17 protein-coding genes and 1 tRNA gene are annotated in these 13,729 nt (G+C 59.4%); 11 read left to right on the top strand and 7 right to left on the bottom strand.

The window, feature by feature from the left end:
• Positions 1 to 107 precede the first annotated feature (107 nt).
• The 8 genes from A3E77_RS17965 (at position 108) to A3E77_RS17930 (ending at position 5,960) form a co-directional block, all read left to right on the top strand.
• Complete coding sequence (locus A3E77_RS17965) at positions 108 to 1,427, top strand: site-specific integrase (protein ID WP_293648549.1); 1,320 nt, start codon at positions 108 to 110, stop codon at positions 1,425 to 1,427.
• Positions 1,427 to 1,633: a hypothetical protein gene (locus A3E77_RS17960; RefSeq protein WP_293648546.1), complete on the top strand. Its 207-nt coding sequence runs from the start codon at positions 1,427 to 1,429 to the stop codon at positions 1,631 to 1,633. The genes A3E77_RS17965 and A3E77_RS17960 overlap by 1 nt, the downstream gene beginning before the upstream one ends.
• 82 nt (positions 1,634 to 1,715) lie before the next feature.
• Positions 1,716 to 1,970 carry a DNA-binding protein gene (locus tag A3E77_RS17955; RefSeq protein ID WP_293648543.1) on the top strand — a complete coding sequence of 85 codons (255 nt, stop codon included), beginning with the start codon at positions 1,716 to 1,718 and terminating at the stop codon, positions 1,968 to 1,970.
• 5 nt (positions 1,971 to 1,975) lie between these two features.
• Positions 1,976 to 3,376 (top strand): AAA family ATPase, encoded by a 1,401-nt coding sequence (locus A3E77_RS17950; protein WP_293648541.1) that lies wholly within the window; start codon positions 1,976 to 1,978, stop codon positions 3,374 to 3,376.
• Between the two features lie 180 nt (positions 3,377 to 3,556).
• The gene (locus A3E77_RS17945; RefSeq protein ID WP_293648540.1) at positions 3,557 to 4,096 is read left to right on the top strand and encodes a hypothetical protein; all 540 of its coding nucleotides are present in this window, start codon (positions 3,557 to 3,559) and stop codon (positions 4,094 to 4,096) included.
• A gap of 218 nt (positions 4,097 to 4,314) precedes the next feature.
• Positions 4,315 to 4,473, top strand: coding sequence for a hypothetical protein (locus A3E77_RS17940; RefSeq protein ID WP_293648537.1), 159 nt, complete (start codon positions 4,315 to 4,317; stop codon positions 4,471 to 4,473).
• Between the two features lie 351 nt (positions 4,474 to 4,824).
• Positions 4,825 to 5,442 carry a hypothetical protein gene (locus tag A3E77_RS17935; RefSeq protein WP_293648534.1) on the top strand — a complete coding sequence of 206 codons (618 nt, stop codon included), beginning with the start codon at positions 4,825 to 4,827 and terminating at the stop codon, positions 5,440 to 5,442.
• A gap of 68 nt (positions 5,443 to 5,510) precedes the next feature.
• Positions 5,511 to 5,960, top strand: a complete 450-nt coding sequence (locus tag A3E77_RS17930) for a hypothetical protein (protein WP_293648531.1) — start codon at positions 5,511 to 5,513, stop codon at positions 5,958 to 5,960.
• Positions 5,961 to 6,042: 82 nt separating this feature from the next.
• Here A3E77_RS17930 and A3E77_RS17925 read toward each other — a convergent pair whose 3' ends face one another.
• The 5 genes from A3E77_RS17925 to A3E77_RS17905 form a co-directional block, all read right to left on the bottom strand.
• Positions 6,043 to 6,285: a hypothetical protein gene (locus tag A3E77_RS17925; protein ID WP_293648528.1), complete on the bottom strand. Its 243-nt coding sequence runs from the start codon at positions 6,283 to 6,285 to the stop codon at positions 6,043 to 6,045.
• A gap of 150 nt (positions 6,286 to 6,435) precedes the next feature.
• Positions 6,436 to 7,020, bottom strand: a complete 585-nt coding sequence (locus A3E77_RS17920; RefSeq protein ID WP_293648525.1) for a Swt1 family HEPN domain-containing protein — start codon at positions 7,018 to 7,020, stop codon at positions 6,436 to 6,438.
• A complete protein-coding gene (locus A3E77_RS17915; RefSeq protein ID WP_293648523.1) occupies positions 7,013 to 7,636 on the bottom strand; it encodes a DUF5343 domain-containing protein in 624 nt (207 codons plus the stop codon). Before A3E77_RS17915 ends, A3E77_RS17920 begins: the two co-directional genes overlap by 8 nt.
• Before the next feature lie 69 nt (positions 7,637 to 7,705).
• Positions 7,706 to 8,287 (bottom strand): hypothetical protein, encoded by a 582-nt coding sequence (locus A3E77_RS17910; RefSeq protein ID WP_293648520.1) that lies wholly within the window; start codon positions 8,285 to 8,287, stop codon positions 7,706 to 7,708.
• A gap of 116 nt (positions 8,288 to 8,403) precedes the next feature.
• Positions 8,404 to 8,480, bottom strand: a tRNA-Pro gene (locus A3E77_RS17905).
• A gap of 279 nt (positions 8,481 to 8,759) precedes the next feature.
• Between A3E77_RS17905 and yajC the strand changes: the two genes are divergently transcribed.
• From yajC to secF, 3 genes are read left to right on the top strand one after another with little or no spacing between them, the layout of a single operon-like run.
• Entirely contained in the window at positions 8,760 to 9,089 is a 330-nt protein-coding gene (yajC, locus tag A3E77_RS17900) for a preprotein translocase subunit YajC (RefSeq protein ID WP_052182143.1), read from the top strand.
• A gap of 52 nt (positions 9,090 to 9,141) precedes the next feature.
• Positions 9,142 to 10,755, top strand: coding sequence for a protein translocase subunit SecD (secD, locus tag A3E77_RS17895; protein WP_293648517.1), 1,614 nt, complete (start codon positions 9,142 to 9,144; stop codon positions 10,753 to 10,755).
• 16 nt (positions 10,756 to 10,771) lie between these two features.
• The gene (gene secF / locus A3E77_RS17890) at positions 10,772 to 11,752 is read left to right on the top strand and encodes a protein translocase subunit SecF (RefSeq protein ID WP_293648515.1); all 981 of its coding nucleotides are present in this window, start codon (positions 10,772 to 10,774) and stop codon (positions 11,750 to 11,752) included.
• Between the two features lie 63 nt (positions 11,753 to 11,815).
• Here the strand turns inward: secF and A3E77_RS17885 are convergent, their stop codons facing one another.
• Together A3E77_RS17885 and A3E77_RS17880 are read right to left on the bottom strand one after the other, a co-directional pair.
• Complete coding sequence (locus A3E77_RS17885) at positions 11,816 to 12,985, bottom strand: glycosyltransferase (protein WP_293648513.1); 1,170 nt, start codon at positions 12,983 to 12,985, stop codon at positions 11,816 to 11,818.
• A gap of 103 nt (positions 12,986 to 13,088) precedes the next feature.
• Positions 13,089 to 13,649 (bottom strand): helix-turn-helix domain-containing protein, encoded by a 561-nt coding sequence (locus A3E77_RS17880; protein ID WP_293648511.1) that lies wholly within the window; start codon positions 13,647 to 13,649, stop codon positions 13,089 to 13,091.
• Positions 13,650 to 13,729: the final 80 nt, after the last annotated feature.

Raw genomic sequence — 13,729 nt, 5'->3', positions numbered from 1 at the left:
ACGAATATCAGCTACTTAAAGGCGCATTTCGCTTTACCGGGTTGTTTTGGGGTGGCATCAAATTACCGAATGCCACCTACCCAAGACCTACCCGAAGGATTTGCGCTATGTCTAAGCCCAAGCTGAACAACAGCCTCGTGGACCGCCTAGAGGCGCGCGCCAGTGACTATGTGATATGGTGTGGCGGCTTGCCGGGCTTCGGCGTCCGGGTGCGCCCATCGGGCCGCAAATCGTTTATCGTGCAATACGACTTCGAAGGTCGGTCGCGCAAAGTGACGGTTGGTACGTTCCCCACGTTGACGGTTGACCAAGCGCGGAAGAAAGCAACGGAATTGCTTGCGAAGGTCCAATTGGGCGAAGACGTCGCCGCGAAGCCTGTCGTCGAAGAAAACCCAACCGTCACCGAACTGTGTGACGAATATCTGAAAAAGGGTTGTGGGCATAAGAAGGCTTCGACGAAGGTTACGGATAAAGGGTGTATCGAGCGGCATATCAAGCCACTGTTGGGGCATCGCCGCGTCAAGGATTTGAAGCGTCGCCACATTGAAGATTTCTTCAGCGCGGTCGCCGCTGGCGAAACCGCGAAGAATGAAGTGATCGACGGCAAGCGTATCATCGTGAAGGGCGGCGAGGGGGCGGCCCGTCGCACGGTTCGCCTGTTCGGTGGCATTCTCACCTATGCCATTGGCCGCGAATACATTTCGGAGAACCCGCGTCGGGGCGTCAAAATCGGCAAGGATAACGCAAACGAACGCTACCTGTATGGTGATGAACTTCGCCGTCTTGGCGATGCGTTGCGCGAAGCTGAAACCGTAGGCTTACCGTGGCAATTCAACGAAGGCGCGAAGGCAAAGCACAGGCCGAAGAACGCCGATACTTTGCGCGAAGTGATTTCGCCCCATGCCGTCGCGGCGCTTCGTCTGTTGCTGTTGACCGGCTGTCGCTTAGGCGAAATTTTGACGTTGAAATGGACGCAAGTTGATTTGGAGCGCGGCTTTCTTCGTCTGCCAGATTCGAAGACCGGGAAGAAGGACGTTATCCTTGGCGCGCCCGCGTTGAAGGTGTTGGCGGACATTCCGCGCTTAAAGGACAATCCATATGTCATCGTCGGCGAAACGAAGGGCAAGCCGCGTAGCGATCTAAAGCGGCCATGGCGGCGCGTGATTGCCCACGCTGGATTGCCGGGCCTTCGGTTGCATGACCTGCGCCATAGCTTCGCCAGCATGGGCGCGGCATCGGGCATGGGGCTTCCCATTGTGGGCAAACTTCTAGGTCACGCTTCGCCATCGACGACGGCGCGTTACGCGCACCTTGCCGATGACCCGCTTCGTCGTGCGTCGGACAGCATCGCCGGGAGCATCGCCGCCGCCCTTGGCGTAGCTTCGGAAACGTCCAATGTTGTTCCGCTCAAAGAAGGTGCGGCATAGTGTTCGACGTAATCGAAAACGCCAATGTGCCGGGCTTTAACAACGACGTTGTCATCGCCAAGGGAAGGGCGTTGGTCGCGAACGGAATGTCGGGCCGTGCCGCCGCCATCGAACTCTACGACATGTATTTTGCTAAAATAGACGTCCAACAAACAACGCGTGAACGGCGATTGAAGTATTTGGCGCGCAAGTTCAAAACGGCTTAGGTCGTCGAAATGTGTCCCTAGAGAACTGTAATCTTGGGTAATATCTAGTCGTCTCCACTCGTTAGCAGTTAGGAGACGACAGTTGGCTGAACCAGCCTATCTTCGCCGCAATCAGGCGGCTGACTACCTTCAGGAACGCTATGGGTTCGGCACTACCGAAACCCTTGCCAAGCTGGCTTGCATCGGCGGCGGGCCGCGTTTTCGCAAGCTTGGCCGTTTCCCGGTCTATACCGCCGATGACCTTCAGGCATGGGCAGACAGCCGTCTGTCGGACCCGGTGGCGTCCACGTCAGAATATGCCGAACAGCGGCGTCAACATGTTATCGCCGCGTCATAGTTCACATGTTCTTCAAAGGCGCGCCGTCGCAGGACGAAAAGCAATTCATCATGCGGGAAGTGCTGGCGTTGATTCCGCCGGACTCTGCGGAAACCGTTCGCATTGTCGCACAGTCAATCAAGACTGATGAACTAACCTACGGACCTGTATTTCACGCATGGGCGAAGCCCTACGGGCGGCTGAAGGCGCGCAAGATTTTAGCGTTGGCGAAGCCCGACCCGGACGTGCTTCACGACCTACTCGAAATGCGTGGCGAAGCGTCGAAGCGGCGTGAACGATTTAAGTTTAGGACCGCCGCCGAACTACAGGCGTTGCCATCGCAGCCCTCGCGAATTGATGGCGTGTTCCCCGCCGAAGGTTTTGCCGTCGTGTTCGGCGCGTCAGGGTCGGCCAAGTCTTTTCTATGCACAGCGGCAGCGGCGGCAATAGCAACGGGCGAACACTTCTTTGGCCATCGCAGCCGCCCCGCGCCGGTGCTTTACATCGCGCTTGAAGGCGAGGGCGGGTATCGCAACCGGACCCGCGCTTGGGAGCGGCATAGCAATCGGCCGTTCCCAACGGACGTTCGCTTTTCTATCGAAGCCTTCAGCCTGATCGATCCGCAAGACGTTGACGACCTTGCGTCGCTATGCCCGCCGGGCGTCGTAATTTTCATCGATACGCTAAATCGAGCAGCCCCCGGCGCGGACGAAAATAGCAGCAAAGATATGGGCGCTATCATCGCGGGGGCAAAAAGGCTTCAGCGCCTCACAGCCGGATTGATCGTTCTCGTTGCCCACAGTGGGAAAGACGCGGCGAAGGGCTTGCGCGGACATTCCAGTTTGTTTGCAGCGCTGGACGCCGCAATCTACGTCGAACGCAATGGCGATGCTCGAATGTGGCGCATCGACAAAGCCAAGGATGGCGAAGACGGCAAGACACACGGTTTTCGCCTTCACAGCATTGTTGTGGGTACGGATGAAGATGGGATCGACGTCACAAGTTGCGTAGTCGTGCCGGACGATGCAGCGGCCCCGCGTCGGGACTTCAAAGAACTTACACCCAATCAGCATTTGGGCATGTCGTCGTTCCGCGAAGCCGCTGGCGAACATGGGGTCGTTGACGACGGCGGCACCTTCGTCGGTGTTCATGTCGAAGCTTGGCGTCCAAAGTTCTACCGCAATTCGACCAGCGACAATGACGATACCAAACGCAAGAATTTCAACCGCGCCCGGTCGGACTTGGTTCGCGATGGCTATTTGACGGTTGAAAACGATCTTTATCGAATGGGCGGCGCGCAAGGCGCGGTGCAAAATGCTGTCATCGCTGCCTTGCTGATCGCGGAGCGGGACACCGGGACAACAGCGGGACATTCACGGGACAGTCCCGGTGCGCTTAGCGGGACGGGACGGGACACCACCCTTTAGGGGTGTCCCGCTGTCCCGGCGGCGGCTGTGTGTTGGTTTGGCTACCCATTACCTGCCCAACGATCAATCAAGTAGATTGCGTCAAATTATATATTTGAAATTACGTCGAAAGCTTCGGCGAAGTTACCATCGGACCCCGCCTCTAGACGGCGAAGGTCGTAGGTTAAAGGCGACAATGCAATGAACATCGCAGGTTTCAACGACCGCGCCCACGAACTCATAAGTGGCGCCCTTGATCGCAGCGAAGATAGGATCGGTCGCAACGGCGTTTGCCCGGCTAATCAAGCTGCCGACTATCTGACGACCAAATACATCGAAGCTTGCGCCAGCATCATTCGCGGCGGCGTCGCCTATCTCGCCGCCGACGAACGCATCGGCGCCGACATATTCTTGTCGAAGCTAGGCGACGCGAGGTTCAATCGACTTGTGCCGCGAACGCAAACGATGTGCGCAGAGCATCTGTCGCAACATACTCACGTCTATTTTCCGAACTATCACACGCTGCTTCGGCTCGCCTATCTTCACGTCCTGCGAAACTGTGGGCAAACCCCATTCCATAGCCACGGCGTTGTGTTGCTCGCGGCGGCGAAGCTACCCGGCGTCATAACGGACATTCGGCGCGAGTGTCGTCGTCGCGGTTTAAGTTATGATCGCGTGTTAGTTCCAATTCCAATTAAAGAGAGCAAAAGTATTACCCTTAAGATTTCGTCATATAATTGATTGAATGTTACGCATAACTCTAAGTATTCGACAGATTATTTTGACTTATTCGGCATTGTGACTAAATATGTCGCCATATCGGTTGTTTCGATTGTCTTATTGGCAGAACTATGTGGTCTTCAGCTTCAGCAACGGCAGCAAATCAGGGGGTTTCGACGCCAACCCCACCCCCTGCGAAACCGAAGCGCTATCGGTGCAAGCTGTCGAACGTTGCCGACGTGAACCGCGAAATTCAGCGGGTCTATCGCGAGGCGCGGTCGAATATTCTCGATACCGGCGACGCGTCGAAGCTGGCGCATATCCTGTCGATGATCGCCCGCATTCACGAAGCCACCGATCTTGAAGCGCGGCTTGCGGCATTGGAAGCGCGGTCGTGACTATGGCTCGCCGCATAGCCCGGCTTGAACGCGGCAACGCCGCAGCCGTGCCGCACGTGCTTGAAGTCGCGCACGGCGAAACCGACGAACAGGCCGTCGCGCGCTTCATCGCGAAACACGGCGCGGCGCCAAGGTCGTGCATCGTTGTGCCGATGCGAATTACTCCGGACCAACGCGCCGACCGCGAACCTGCATGGGCGGAAATGCAACGAAAGCTGATTGCCGACGCCCGCGACATAAACTTGAAGGAAAGGAACGACAATGAATACGACCCCCGGTGTTACCCCGGTTCCAACGCAGGACGCCGTCGCCTTCTGTCAGCAGATGCGACTGCCGACGCAACGATTGCCGATGCTCGGCGACCCCAACGGCTTTGCCCACGATAACGTCGTCTATAACGCGCTGAAGGACGTTCACGGCAGCGCCGAAAGCAGCGCCGAACTGCTTGGCCGCATTACGAACGATTTGACGGTGACGGAGCCGGTGCGACACGAAATGGCGGCGAAGGTGGCCAATCAGCTTGCCGCGACCGCCGAAGCGACGCAACGAACGCTGGAAACGCGAGCGAAGGACCATATGGCGGCGTGTGAAAGCGTGATGGGGTCGCGCTTCGTGCCGGACCCCGTTCGTACCCCAATCTACATGCGCTGTCTTGATTGGGTCGCCCGCGAAGCCCAGAACGGCGACGGTGGCTACACCAACATTCGCGAAGCCGTGACCGAAGACCCCGACTTTGCTTTGACCATGTATAACCATTCGTGGCGTTTGATGGGACTTCCCGAAGACGTCGTGCTTGGTTTCAAGGAAAAGGTTGTCGCAAAGTTCGCGCCCGAAGCGCTTGAACATATCGAATCTTCGACGAAGCTGGACCGGCTGGCGAAACGCTATCCCGGTTTCATCGCGAAGGTGCATGCGTCCTTCTATTCGCCGCTCGAACTTGCGAAGCTTCGGACCCGCGTTGAAGTATGACCGCAGCGACGCGCCTTTCGCGGTTGGCCGCTTGGCTGGATAAATCGAGCGCCAGTCGGCCTAGCCCTATGGGCGATACGATGGTCTTCGGTCGCTACGCCGAACTCTTGCCTTGGGACTTTGACGAACCGCCGACCGAAGACTTCGCCGAACACGCGTTGCCGCTGTTCGTTTCCTACGAGCAAGCGAACGGCGTAACGCTCCCCGAAGCCGCCGATCTAAGCCCGCCGCGGGGGCAGCTTCGTGCGTTTTTCAGATTGCAGCATTTGCTGTTCCGTATGGAAGACGCCGCGCTCAATTTGGCGTGGCATGGCAAAGCCCAGGGCGACCAGTTGCCGGTGTGCGCCGTCGTCGGCCTGTCCGAGCCCGCGCAGCCCATTGCCGCCGCCGTCGCTGCCGCAGGGGCCGGTGCGATCGATCTGGACGCCGTGCCGCTGCTCGCGGTGCCACTGTGGGCAATGTCGCCAAAAGAGCGCGCCGAAGTCGGCCTGCGGCTTCCGTTCCTGCCATCCGGTTAGTCGGCGACGCGTTCCCTTTTCCTTCCGCGTCCCCCCGACTGCCCCGGCCACGTTATGCCATGCGTGGTCGGGGCTTTTGTCGTCAAAGGCCCAGCCGGACGAACTCTTGGATTGCATAAGCTTCGGTGATGCGACGGTCGATCACGTTGTTGAAGACGTCGCCGTTATCGTCGCGCGAGACGCCTTTTTTATCGCGTATATATTCGCCCATGGCTTCGGGGCTAAATTTAGGATCGCGAACAATCTTCGACAACGCCTTGTAAAAGCGTTGGTCGTCGAGAGGATGCGACGTGTGCCACGTGTCCACGTCCAAATAACTGTCCATAGCATTATACATCGGAAATCCCCTTAAAGTGTATTCCTTCGCCTACATGATGTGGCGAGCAATCGTTTTTGGAAATATAAAATTGAACGAAATCATTGATTAATGAGTTGAAGGTGGCTCCAATCCACACTTGGGTAGGGTATGGGTAGGTCATCCCATCGAGCGGAACCAGTCTCGAACAGACAAATGCAGCCGAACGACTTCGTCTTCAGCTAGTGGTTTGCAATGAGCGATTGGCCCACGAAGCACGTTTAAAGTCGCGATCACTTTTTCTAGAGCTTTTATGTTCTGGAAAATGTCGGTGAAATCAGACCAATTCGACTTAATAATTTCGCCAAGTTCGCCGAACGTCGTGTAGTCTATGGGCTCTTGTGACCGGATCGCTATCCCCGATTCGGCTTCTTTTTTCTGCGTTGCCGACACGTGAGTTTTGACGGACTCTGGCACGGCACTGTTCCACCAATCTTCGTTGTGCTTTTCGAACAATACTTCTGTGATGAGAGATCGAATAGCGTTTTCCAGACAATAAAACACCCGATAGTGAGCACTCATTTCCGAGGCTTCCCGACGAATTTTTTCGTCAAATTGCGGGTAGTATGTTTCGTCGGGACCGCTTTCGGTGACTGGAAGATGGCCTAAATCAACGCCTAAATCGCGTTCAACGCGCTGAACTGCCGCTTCAATCGCGAGGTTGTTTAGAGCAAAAAGACGAATTTGGTTTGAACCGCTAGTCATCGGTCAACAAATTCTGCTTGATAGCCGAGAAAATTGCGTTGTAAACTTCGACATTAGTAGTTTCCGGTAGGTTCACGTTGATCGTGTATGCCAGCCGCAGTTCAGCTTTCCCGGCTTGTTTGGGTTCGTGTTTTACCAGCGATTTTGAAGGTTCCAGTGGCTCGACTATTCCGACGTCCTTAGTTTCATTTGCATCGAAGTCGGCAAGCAACTTACAAGCTTTAAAGCTTCCTACGATGGCCGCTACTGTCCCATCGTTTGGCTCTTTCCCCGTAATTTCAACCACCAAGTTTTTCAACTTGTCGTCCGACAACGCATTGGCGAATTCGTTCTTTTGGAAGATGTCGGCGAACCCAATCCGCATTGCTTCAGCCATCGCGGCACCGCTGCTGTCGGCATTGCGGAAACGCGTGTACAAATCAGTGGGCGTTCCGTCGCTTTGGATAAAGTTCAGCCGCTTTAAAAAGGGGATGAAGGGTCTAGCGCTGCCGCTGCCATAGCCCAGAACTGTGGCTTGAAAGTCCTGCGTGTAGCGCGGTGGTACTTTCGCCTGTTGTATTTTCTCGAAAATCTTGCCGATCAATCCCGTCGAATTGATGAATGGTGGTCCTGCCATGCCCGTCTCCCTTATGCGATGTTACGTTGGTATCTACTGCGAGTCCAACGCAAGGGGCGCTTACACGGCCTAATTTTCGTCCGTTGTGGATGCATGAACGCCAGTACGTAGAAAAACGGCCAAGTCTCGCGGCACCCGCGACATTACGGGCTTTCGACCCGTGATGTTCACCATTGCCCATATCGGGCAATAGCCAATCACCGGAAGTTTGCGGGTGAACATTTCGTTCCGCGACTCTTCGGCGTTTGCGCTCTTCATGTCTGCGACCGTGACATAAAAGCCGTCATGTAATCCCGGATCGACGATGTGTGGCGACGGGCGTTGATTGAGCATGATATTCGTTTTTTGGATAGCGTATCGGTACTTCAATACGTTCGGCCCCCAGCCTAACCAGCCCGTGCGCCAGCCTACGCTCGTCACATGAAATGGACGAACGCCGACATTGGTTACGTCAATGCCGACCAAGTATGTTCCCGGAGTGCCATCGCCTACGAACTGAACCATTATCCGCGCCGACGCCTTCGCTTTCATCGACCTTTCGGAGGCTACGATCCAAAGTGAAACGGCGACAGCGGCAAAAGTTGCGGCGGCACCTACTGCTTGTGCAATAGCGCCGAAGGCGGTCCACCATGTCACGGGATCGTTTGGCATCGGCGGTTAATGTAGAACACGCGACGGTCGCGGTCGATCCCGTTTAAGCAACCTGCCCATGGCCTACCCGCGCGGCATTTTGCAGCGGGTAGGTGATATTAAGCTATTGAAATAATTGGTCGGGACGAGAGGATTCGAACCTCCGACCCCCACACCCCCAGTGTGATGCGCTACCAGGCTGCGCTACGTCCCGACCGGCCCTGTTGGGCAGGCGAGGCCCCTAGCGCGGGTTGGCGGGCGATGCAAGGCTCTCCTGAGCAAAGTGAAGGACGGCGATGACCCTTGGTCGCCGCGATCGGTCATGCGGGCTTGATCTGGCGCCCAAGCTTCCCATTTCGGCGGCGGCTGCCAAAGGGGGGTGGACGCGCGACCAGTTGCGCGCAAGGCCCCTGCATGATAGGCGCCGCGCCATCTTTGCGCGCCGGTTCCACAAGGGGAACGGCTGCGCGCTCGAACGGAAAGTTTTTCATCCATGTCGACGCAATTGCTTCTGACCCAAGCGGCCGGATCGGGCGGTGGGGCCGCCGGTTTCCTGATGCTGGTCCCCTATCTGCTGATCTTTGCCGTATTCTGGTTCTTCCTGATCCGCCCGCAGCAGGTCCGCGCGAAGGAACATCGCGCCAAGGTCGCAGCGGTGAAGCCGCGCGACCAGGTCGTGACCGGCGGCGGCATCGTCGGCAAGATCACCCGCGTCGACGATGATTTCGTCGATGTCGAAATTGCGCAAGGGGTGAAGATCAAGGTCGTGAAGTCGACCCTTGCCGACGTCCTGCAACCCGGTGGCAAGCCCGCCAACGACTGACGCGACGGTGGCCGCGCCCGCCGCGGCTCCGCTCTTGCTATCGGATTAAACAATGCTCGATTTCCCGCGTTGGAAAACCATCGGCATCAGCATCATCCTGCTGCTCGGTATCCTGTTTTCCATCCCCAGCTTCCTTCCCGAAAAAACGCGAGAAAGCCTGCCGGCGGTTCTCCAGGCCAAGGTCAACCTGGGCCTTGACCTGGCGGGCGGCAGCCACCTGCTGCTCGAAGCCGACATCGCCGACCTGCGCAAGACGCAGCTGGCGAACATGGAAAAGACCGTGCGCACCGCGATGCGCGGCGAAACCGGTCCCGACGACGACATTGCGATCGGCGAACTGTCGACGGCCGGCGGCCGGATCAGCTTCCTCGTCCGCGACCAGGCGCAGCTCGATGCCGCGCGCGAACGGCTGTTCAGCGAGACGCAGGGCGCGGGGATGACGGGCCAGCGCGACTGGAGCATCAACGTTATCGATTCGACCCGGATCGTGATGACCCCGACCAGCGCCGGGCAGGCGCAGGCGGTGGCAAATGCGATGGATACCGCGCGCGACATCATCGACAAGCGCGTCAACGCGCTGGGCACGCGCGAACCGACGATCATCCGCGAAGGCACCGACCGCGTCGTCGTGCAGGTGCCGGGCCTTCAGGACCCAGCGGCGCTGAAGGAATTGATCGGCAAGACCGCGCGGCTTGAGTTCCGCATGGTCGATACCAACGCCGATCCGAATGAAGCCGCGGCGGGCCGCGTTCCGGTGGGGAGCGAGATTGTTCCTTATGCCGAGGGCGAGGGCAGTGGCGCCGCATTCGAGGTGCTGCGCCGCCAGGTGATGATCAGCGGCGAACAGTTGATCAACGCGCAGCAAAGCTATGACCCCCAGAACAGCCAGCCGGTCGTGTCGATCCGGTTCGATTCGGGCGGGTCGAGCACCTTTGCCAAAGTCACGGCGCAAAATGTCGGCAAGCGTTTTGCGATGGTGCTCGACGGCAAGGTGTTGTCGGCGCCGTCGATCAACGAACCGATCCTGGGCGGCAGCGCGCAGATTTCAGGCAGTTTCAGCGTCGCGAGCGCGAATGCGCTGGCGATTTCGCTGCGCTCCGGTGCGTTGCCGGTGAAGATGACCGTGGTCGAAGAACGCACGGTCACCCCCGAACTCGGCGCCGATTCGATCCGCAAGGGCGCGATCGCGGGCATCATCGCCACGGTCGCGGTGCTGGTGCTGATGATCATCGTCTATGGTCGTTTTGGCGTTTACGCCTGTATCGCGCTGATCTTTAACGTGTTCCTGATCATCGCGATCATGGCGGCGTTCAACGCGACGCTGACGCTACCGGGGATCGCGGGTTTCGTGCTGACCATCGGCGCTGCGGTCGATGCCAACGTGCTGATCAACGAGCGCATACGCGAGGAGTTGAAGCGCGGCAGGCGGCCGTTCCAGGCGGTCGAGCTGGGCTATTCCGAAGCAAGCCGCGCGATTTTCGACGCCAACGTCACCAACGTCATCGCGGCGTCGCTGATGTTCTGGTTCGGTTCGGGACCGATCAAGGGCTTTGCCGTGGTGCTGACGATCGGCATCGTCACCAGTGTCTTCACCGCCGTGACCGTCACGCGCATGTTCGTCGCCCATTGGCTGCGGACCAAGCGTCCGACGTCGATCAACATTTAAAGGAGGGAGCGAAATCATGCGCTTGCTGAAACTCGTCCCCGACGACACGAACATCGATTTCCTGAAGTGGCGCAAGGTCGCGTCGGCCATGAGCATAATCCTGGTGATCATCTCGATCGCGCTCGTCGCGGTGAAGGGGCTGAACCTTGGCATCGATTTCGTCGGCGGCCAGTCGGTCCGCGTCGAATTCACGCAGGACATGCCGCCGATCGACGAAATTCGCGAAAAGGTCGGCGACATCGGCCTGGGCGAAGCGACGATCCAGCAATTCGGATCGGACAAGGCGATTTCGATCCGCACCGCGCTTCCCGACGGCGACAAGGCGGCGGCCGAACGCGCCGGGCAACAGCTGGTGGCGGGCATCCAGAAAGCCTTCCCGACCGCGAAGGCTGGTTCGGTCGAAACTGTGTCGGGCAAGGTGTCCGAAGAGTTGCTGCGCACCGGGGCGATCAGCCTTGCGCTCGCGATGCTGGGGATTTCGATCTATATCTGGATCCGATTTGAATGGCAGTTCGGCGTCGGTGCGCTCGGCCGCCTGTTCCACGAAGTTGCGCTGACCTTCGGCTTTTTCGCGGTGACGCAGATCCAGTTCGACCTTAACAGCGTCGCGGCCCTACTGACGATTGTCGGTTATTCGTTGAACGACACGATCGTCGTTTATGACCGCATCCGCGAGAATCTGAAAAAATACCGCAAGATGGACATCGTCCCGCTGCTCAACCTCAGCATCAACGAGACGCTGTCGCGTACGGTGATGACCAGTGTCGCGATGCTGCTCGCGCTCGGCGTGCTGCTGATCTTCGGACCCGACGTGATCTTTGGCTTCACCGCCGCGATCCTGCTCGGCGTGTTCGTTGGCACCTATTCGTCGATCCTGATGTCAACGCCGATCCTGGTGTGGCTGAAAGTCGGCCCGCACAGCTTCGTCCCGCGCACCGTCGCGGGCATGGACGGCGGCGAACGCGTCGAACGCAAGGATGACGGCGCGGTCGTCTGAACCGGCGGCGCATCACGTAAATCCGGCGCCGGCCCGCTTTCGAGCGGGTCGGCGTTGCCGTGTCTAGGCCCCGGCGCAGCGGCGCAGGTGCGCGGCGAGTTCCTGCCCGTTACGGTCCCAGTCGAAGCGGCCGCCCAGGATTGCGGCGACATCGGCGGACGGCGGCGGGTCGGTGAGGATGGCATTCACCGCCGCAGCAATGGCCAACGGCGTGCGATCGACGATGCGTCCGGCAACGGGCGCCGTGACGAGTTCGGCGGCGCCGCCCGCGTTGCTGATGACGATTGGCGTGCCGCAGGCAAGCGCCTCGACCCACGCATTGGCAAGGCCTTCGCTGGCCGATGGCATGACCACCGCATCGGCCGCCCGGTAAAGCTGCGGCAGGTCGGCGTTGGCGACGGGTCCCATGAAATGAACGCGCGTTTCGACACCGAGCTGCCGTGCAAGTGCGCGGTAGCGGCCCTCCTCGTCACCGGCCCCGGCAAGCCAATAATGGACGCCGGGAAGCGCCGGAAGCGCCTCGATGACCAGCGCCTGCCCCTTGCGCGCGATCAGCGCACCGACGGTGAGGATAGCCGGGGCATCGTCCATCGCGAGCGCCGTGCGCGCCGCGCCGCGGTCGCCGGGGTGAAAACGCGCGGCGTCGATGCCGGTGTAGTGAACCGCAATTTTTGCTGCGTCGATGCCGATCGCGGCCATGTCGTCGCGCATTGCCGCCGATACGGCGAGCAGCCCGGCGGCTTTGTCGGCGGCGTCGATCACCTGATTTCGTGTCGCGGGATCATGTCCGAAATGGCTGATGTCCGCGCCGCGTGCCTTGGCCGAAAAAGGCAGGCCGAGCGCATCCGCGACGCGCATTGCGGCAGGGCCGTCAGGGTAGAAGAATTGCGCATCGATCACATCGAAAGACCGGCCGCGCGCGGCCGTCAGCACGGCGTCCGCGACTTTTGCCGGATTGAAGCTGGCACCGACGCGCGGGATCAGCGTGAAGCGCGGGCGGAGAACAGTCAGGCCGTTCCATTGCTCGCTTTGCGGGAGGCCGCGGAGCGCGCGATAGCGTTTGTGGAGTGAGAGCGGAAAAGGGGGCAGGCCGACCGGCGCAATGATGGTGAGGTCGATGCCGGGCTGGGCCGCGAGCGCACGCAGGCTGCGTTCGACGAACAGGCCGAAATTCGGTCGCGCGGCGTCGGGGAAAAGGGTCGCGATCGAGAGGACGCGCAGGGATTTGGTCATGCGCGGCCTCTCTTCCGTTCGTGCTGAGCTTGTCGAAGCACTGTTCTTCCTCTTGAGAAAAGTAAAGGAGGGCCCTTCGACAAGCTCGGGGCGAACGGGATGGTTAGAGCGTGCGGAGCAGGCGGACGGCGACGGCGGCCCAGGGTGGATTGCTGACGACCTGCTGGCGCTGGCCGGTGCCGAGCGGGAGCAGGTGCAGCTTTTCGCCATCGACGTTGAGCAGGCGGGCGAAGAAAAAACGGCCGGCAGGGCGGGGAACAAGCAGGTCGCGGTTGAGTGCGCTCGCCCAGTCGCCCTCGATCCGGCGGCACCAGATTTCATCGCCGGCGCGGTAGTCGCCGATCGACGAGGTGACGCGCACCGCGACCATATCCTCGCCCGGGCGCGCAGTGAGCGCCTGTTCGACGCGTGTCGGCGCCTGTGCACCGTCGGCACCGAGCAGCGCGGTGATCGTGAGCTGAGTATCCTGCGGCAATTGCACCAGCTCTGCCGCGTCGACGCCGAGCGCGGCGGCGATGCGGTTCATCCAGCCGAGCGAGAGGGTGCGCGTGCCCGTTTCGAGGCGCCCGATCGTCTGGGCGGTGGTCGGCGGGACGCAACGCTGTCCGACTTCTTCGAGCGTCAGGCCCTTGGCCCGGCGGACCGAGCGGATGCTGTTGATCATGCGGACGACCTTCTAATAACCAAATCGGTTTGTTATTTCCTACAAAATATCCCGATGTCAAGCCCCGCGCGTTGCACAGG

It is taken from the genome of Sphingopyxis sp. RIFCSPHIGHO2_12_FULL_65_19 (assembly GCF_001830555.1).
In the GTDB taxonomy this organism is placed as follows: Bacteria; Pseudomonadota; Alphaproteobacteria; order Sphingomonadales; family Sphingomonadaceae; genus Sphingopyxis.
Note: the sequence above shows the minus strand (reverse complement) of the source record. Positions and strands in the feature narration are given on the sequence as shown.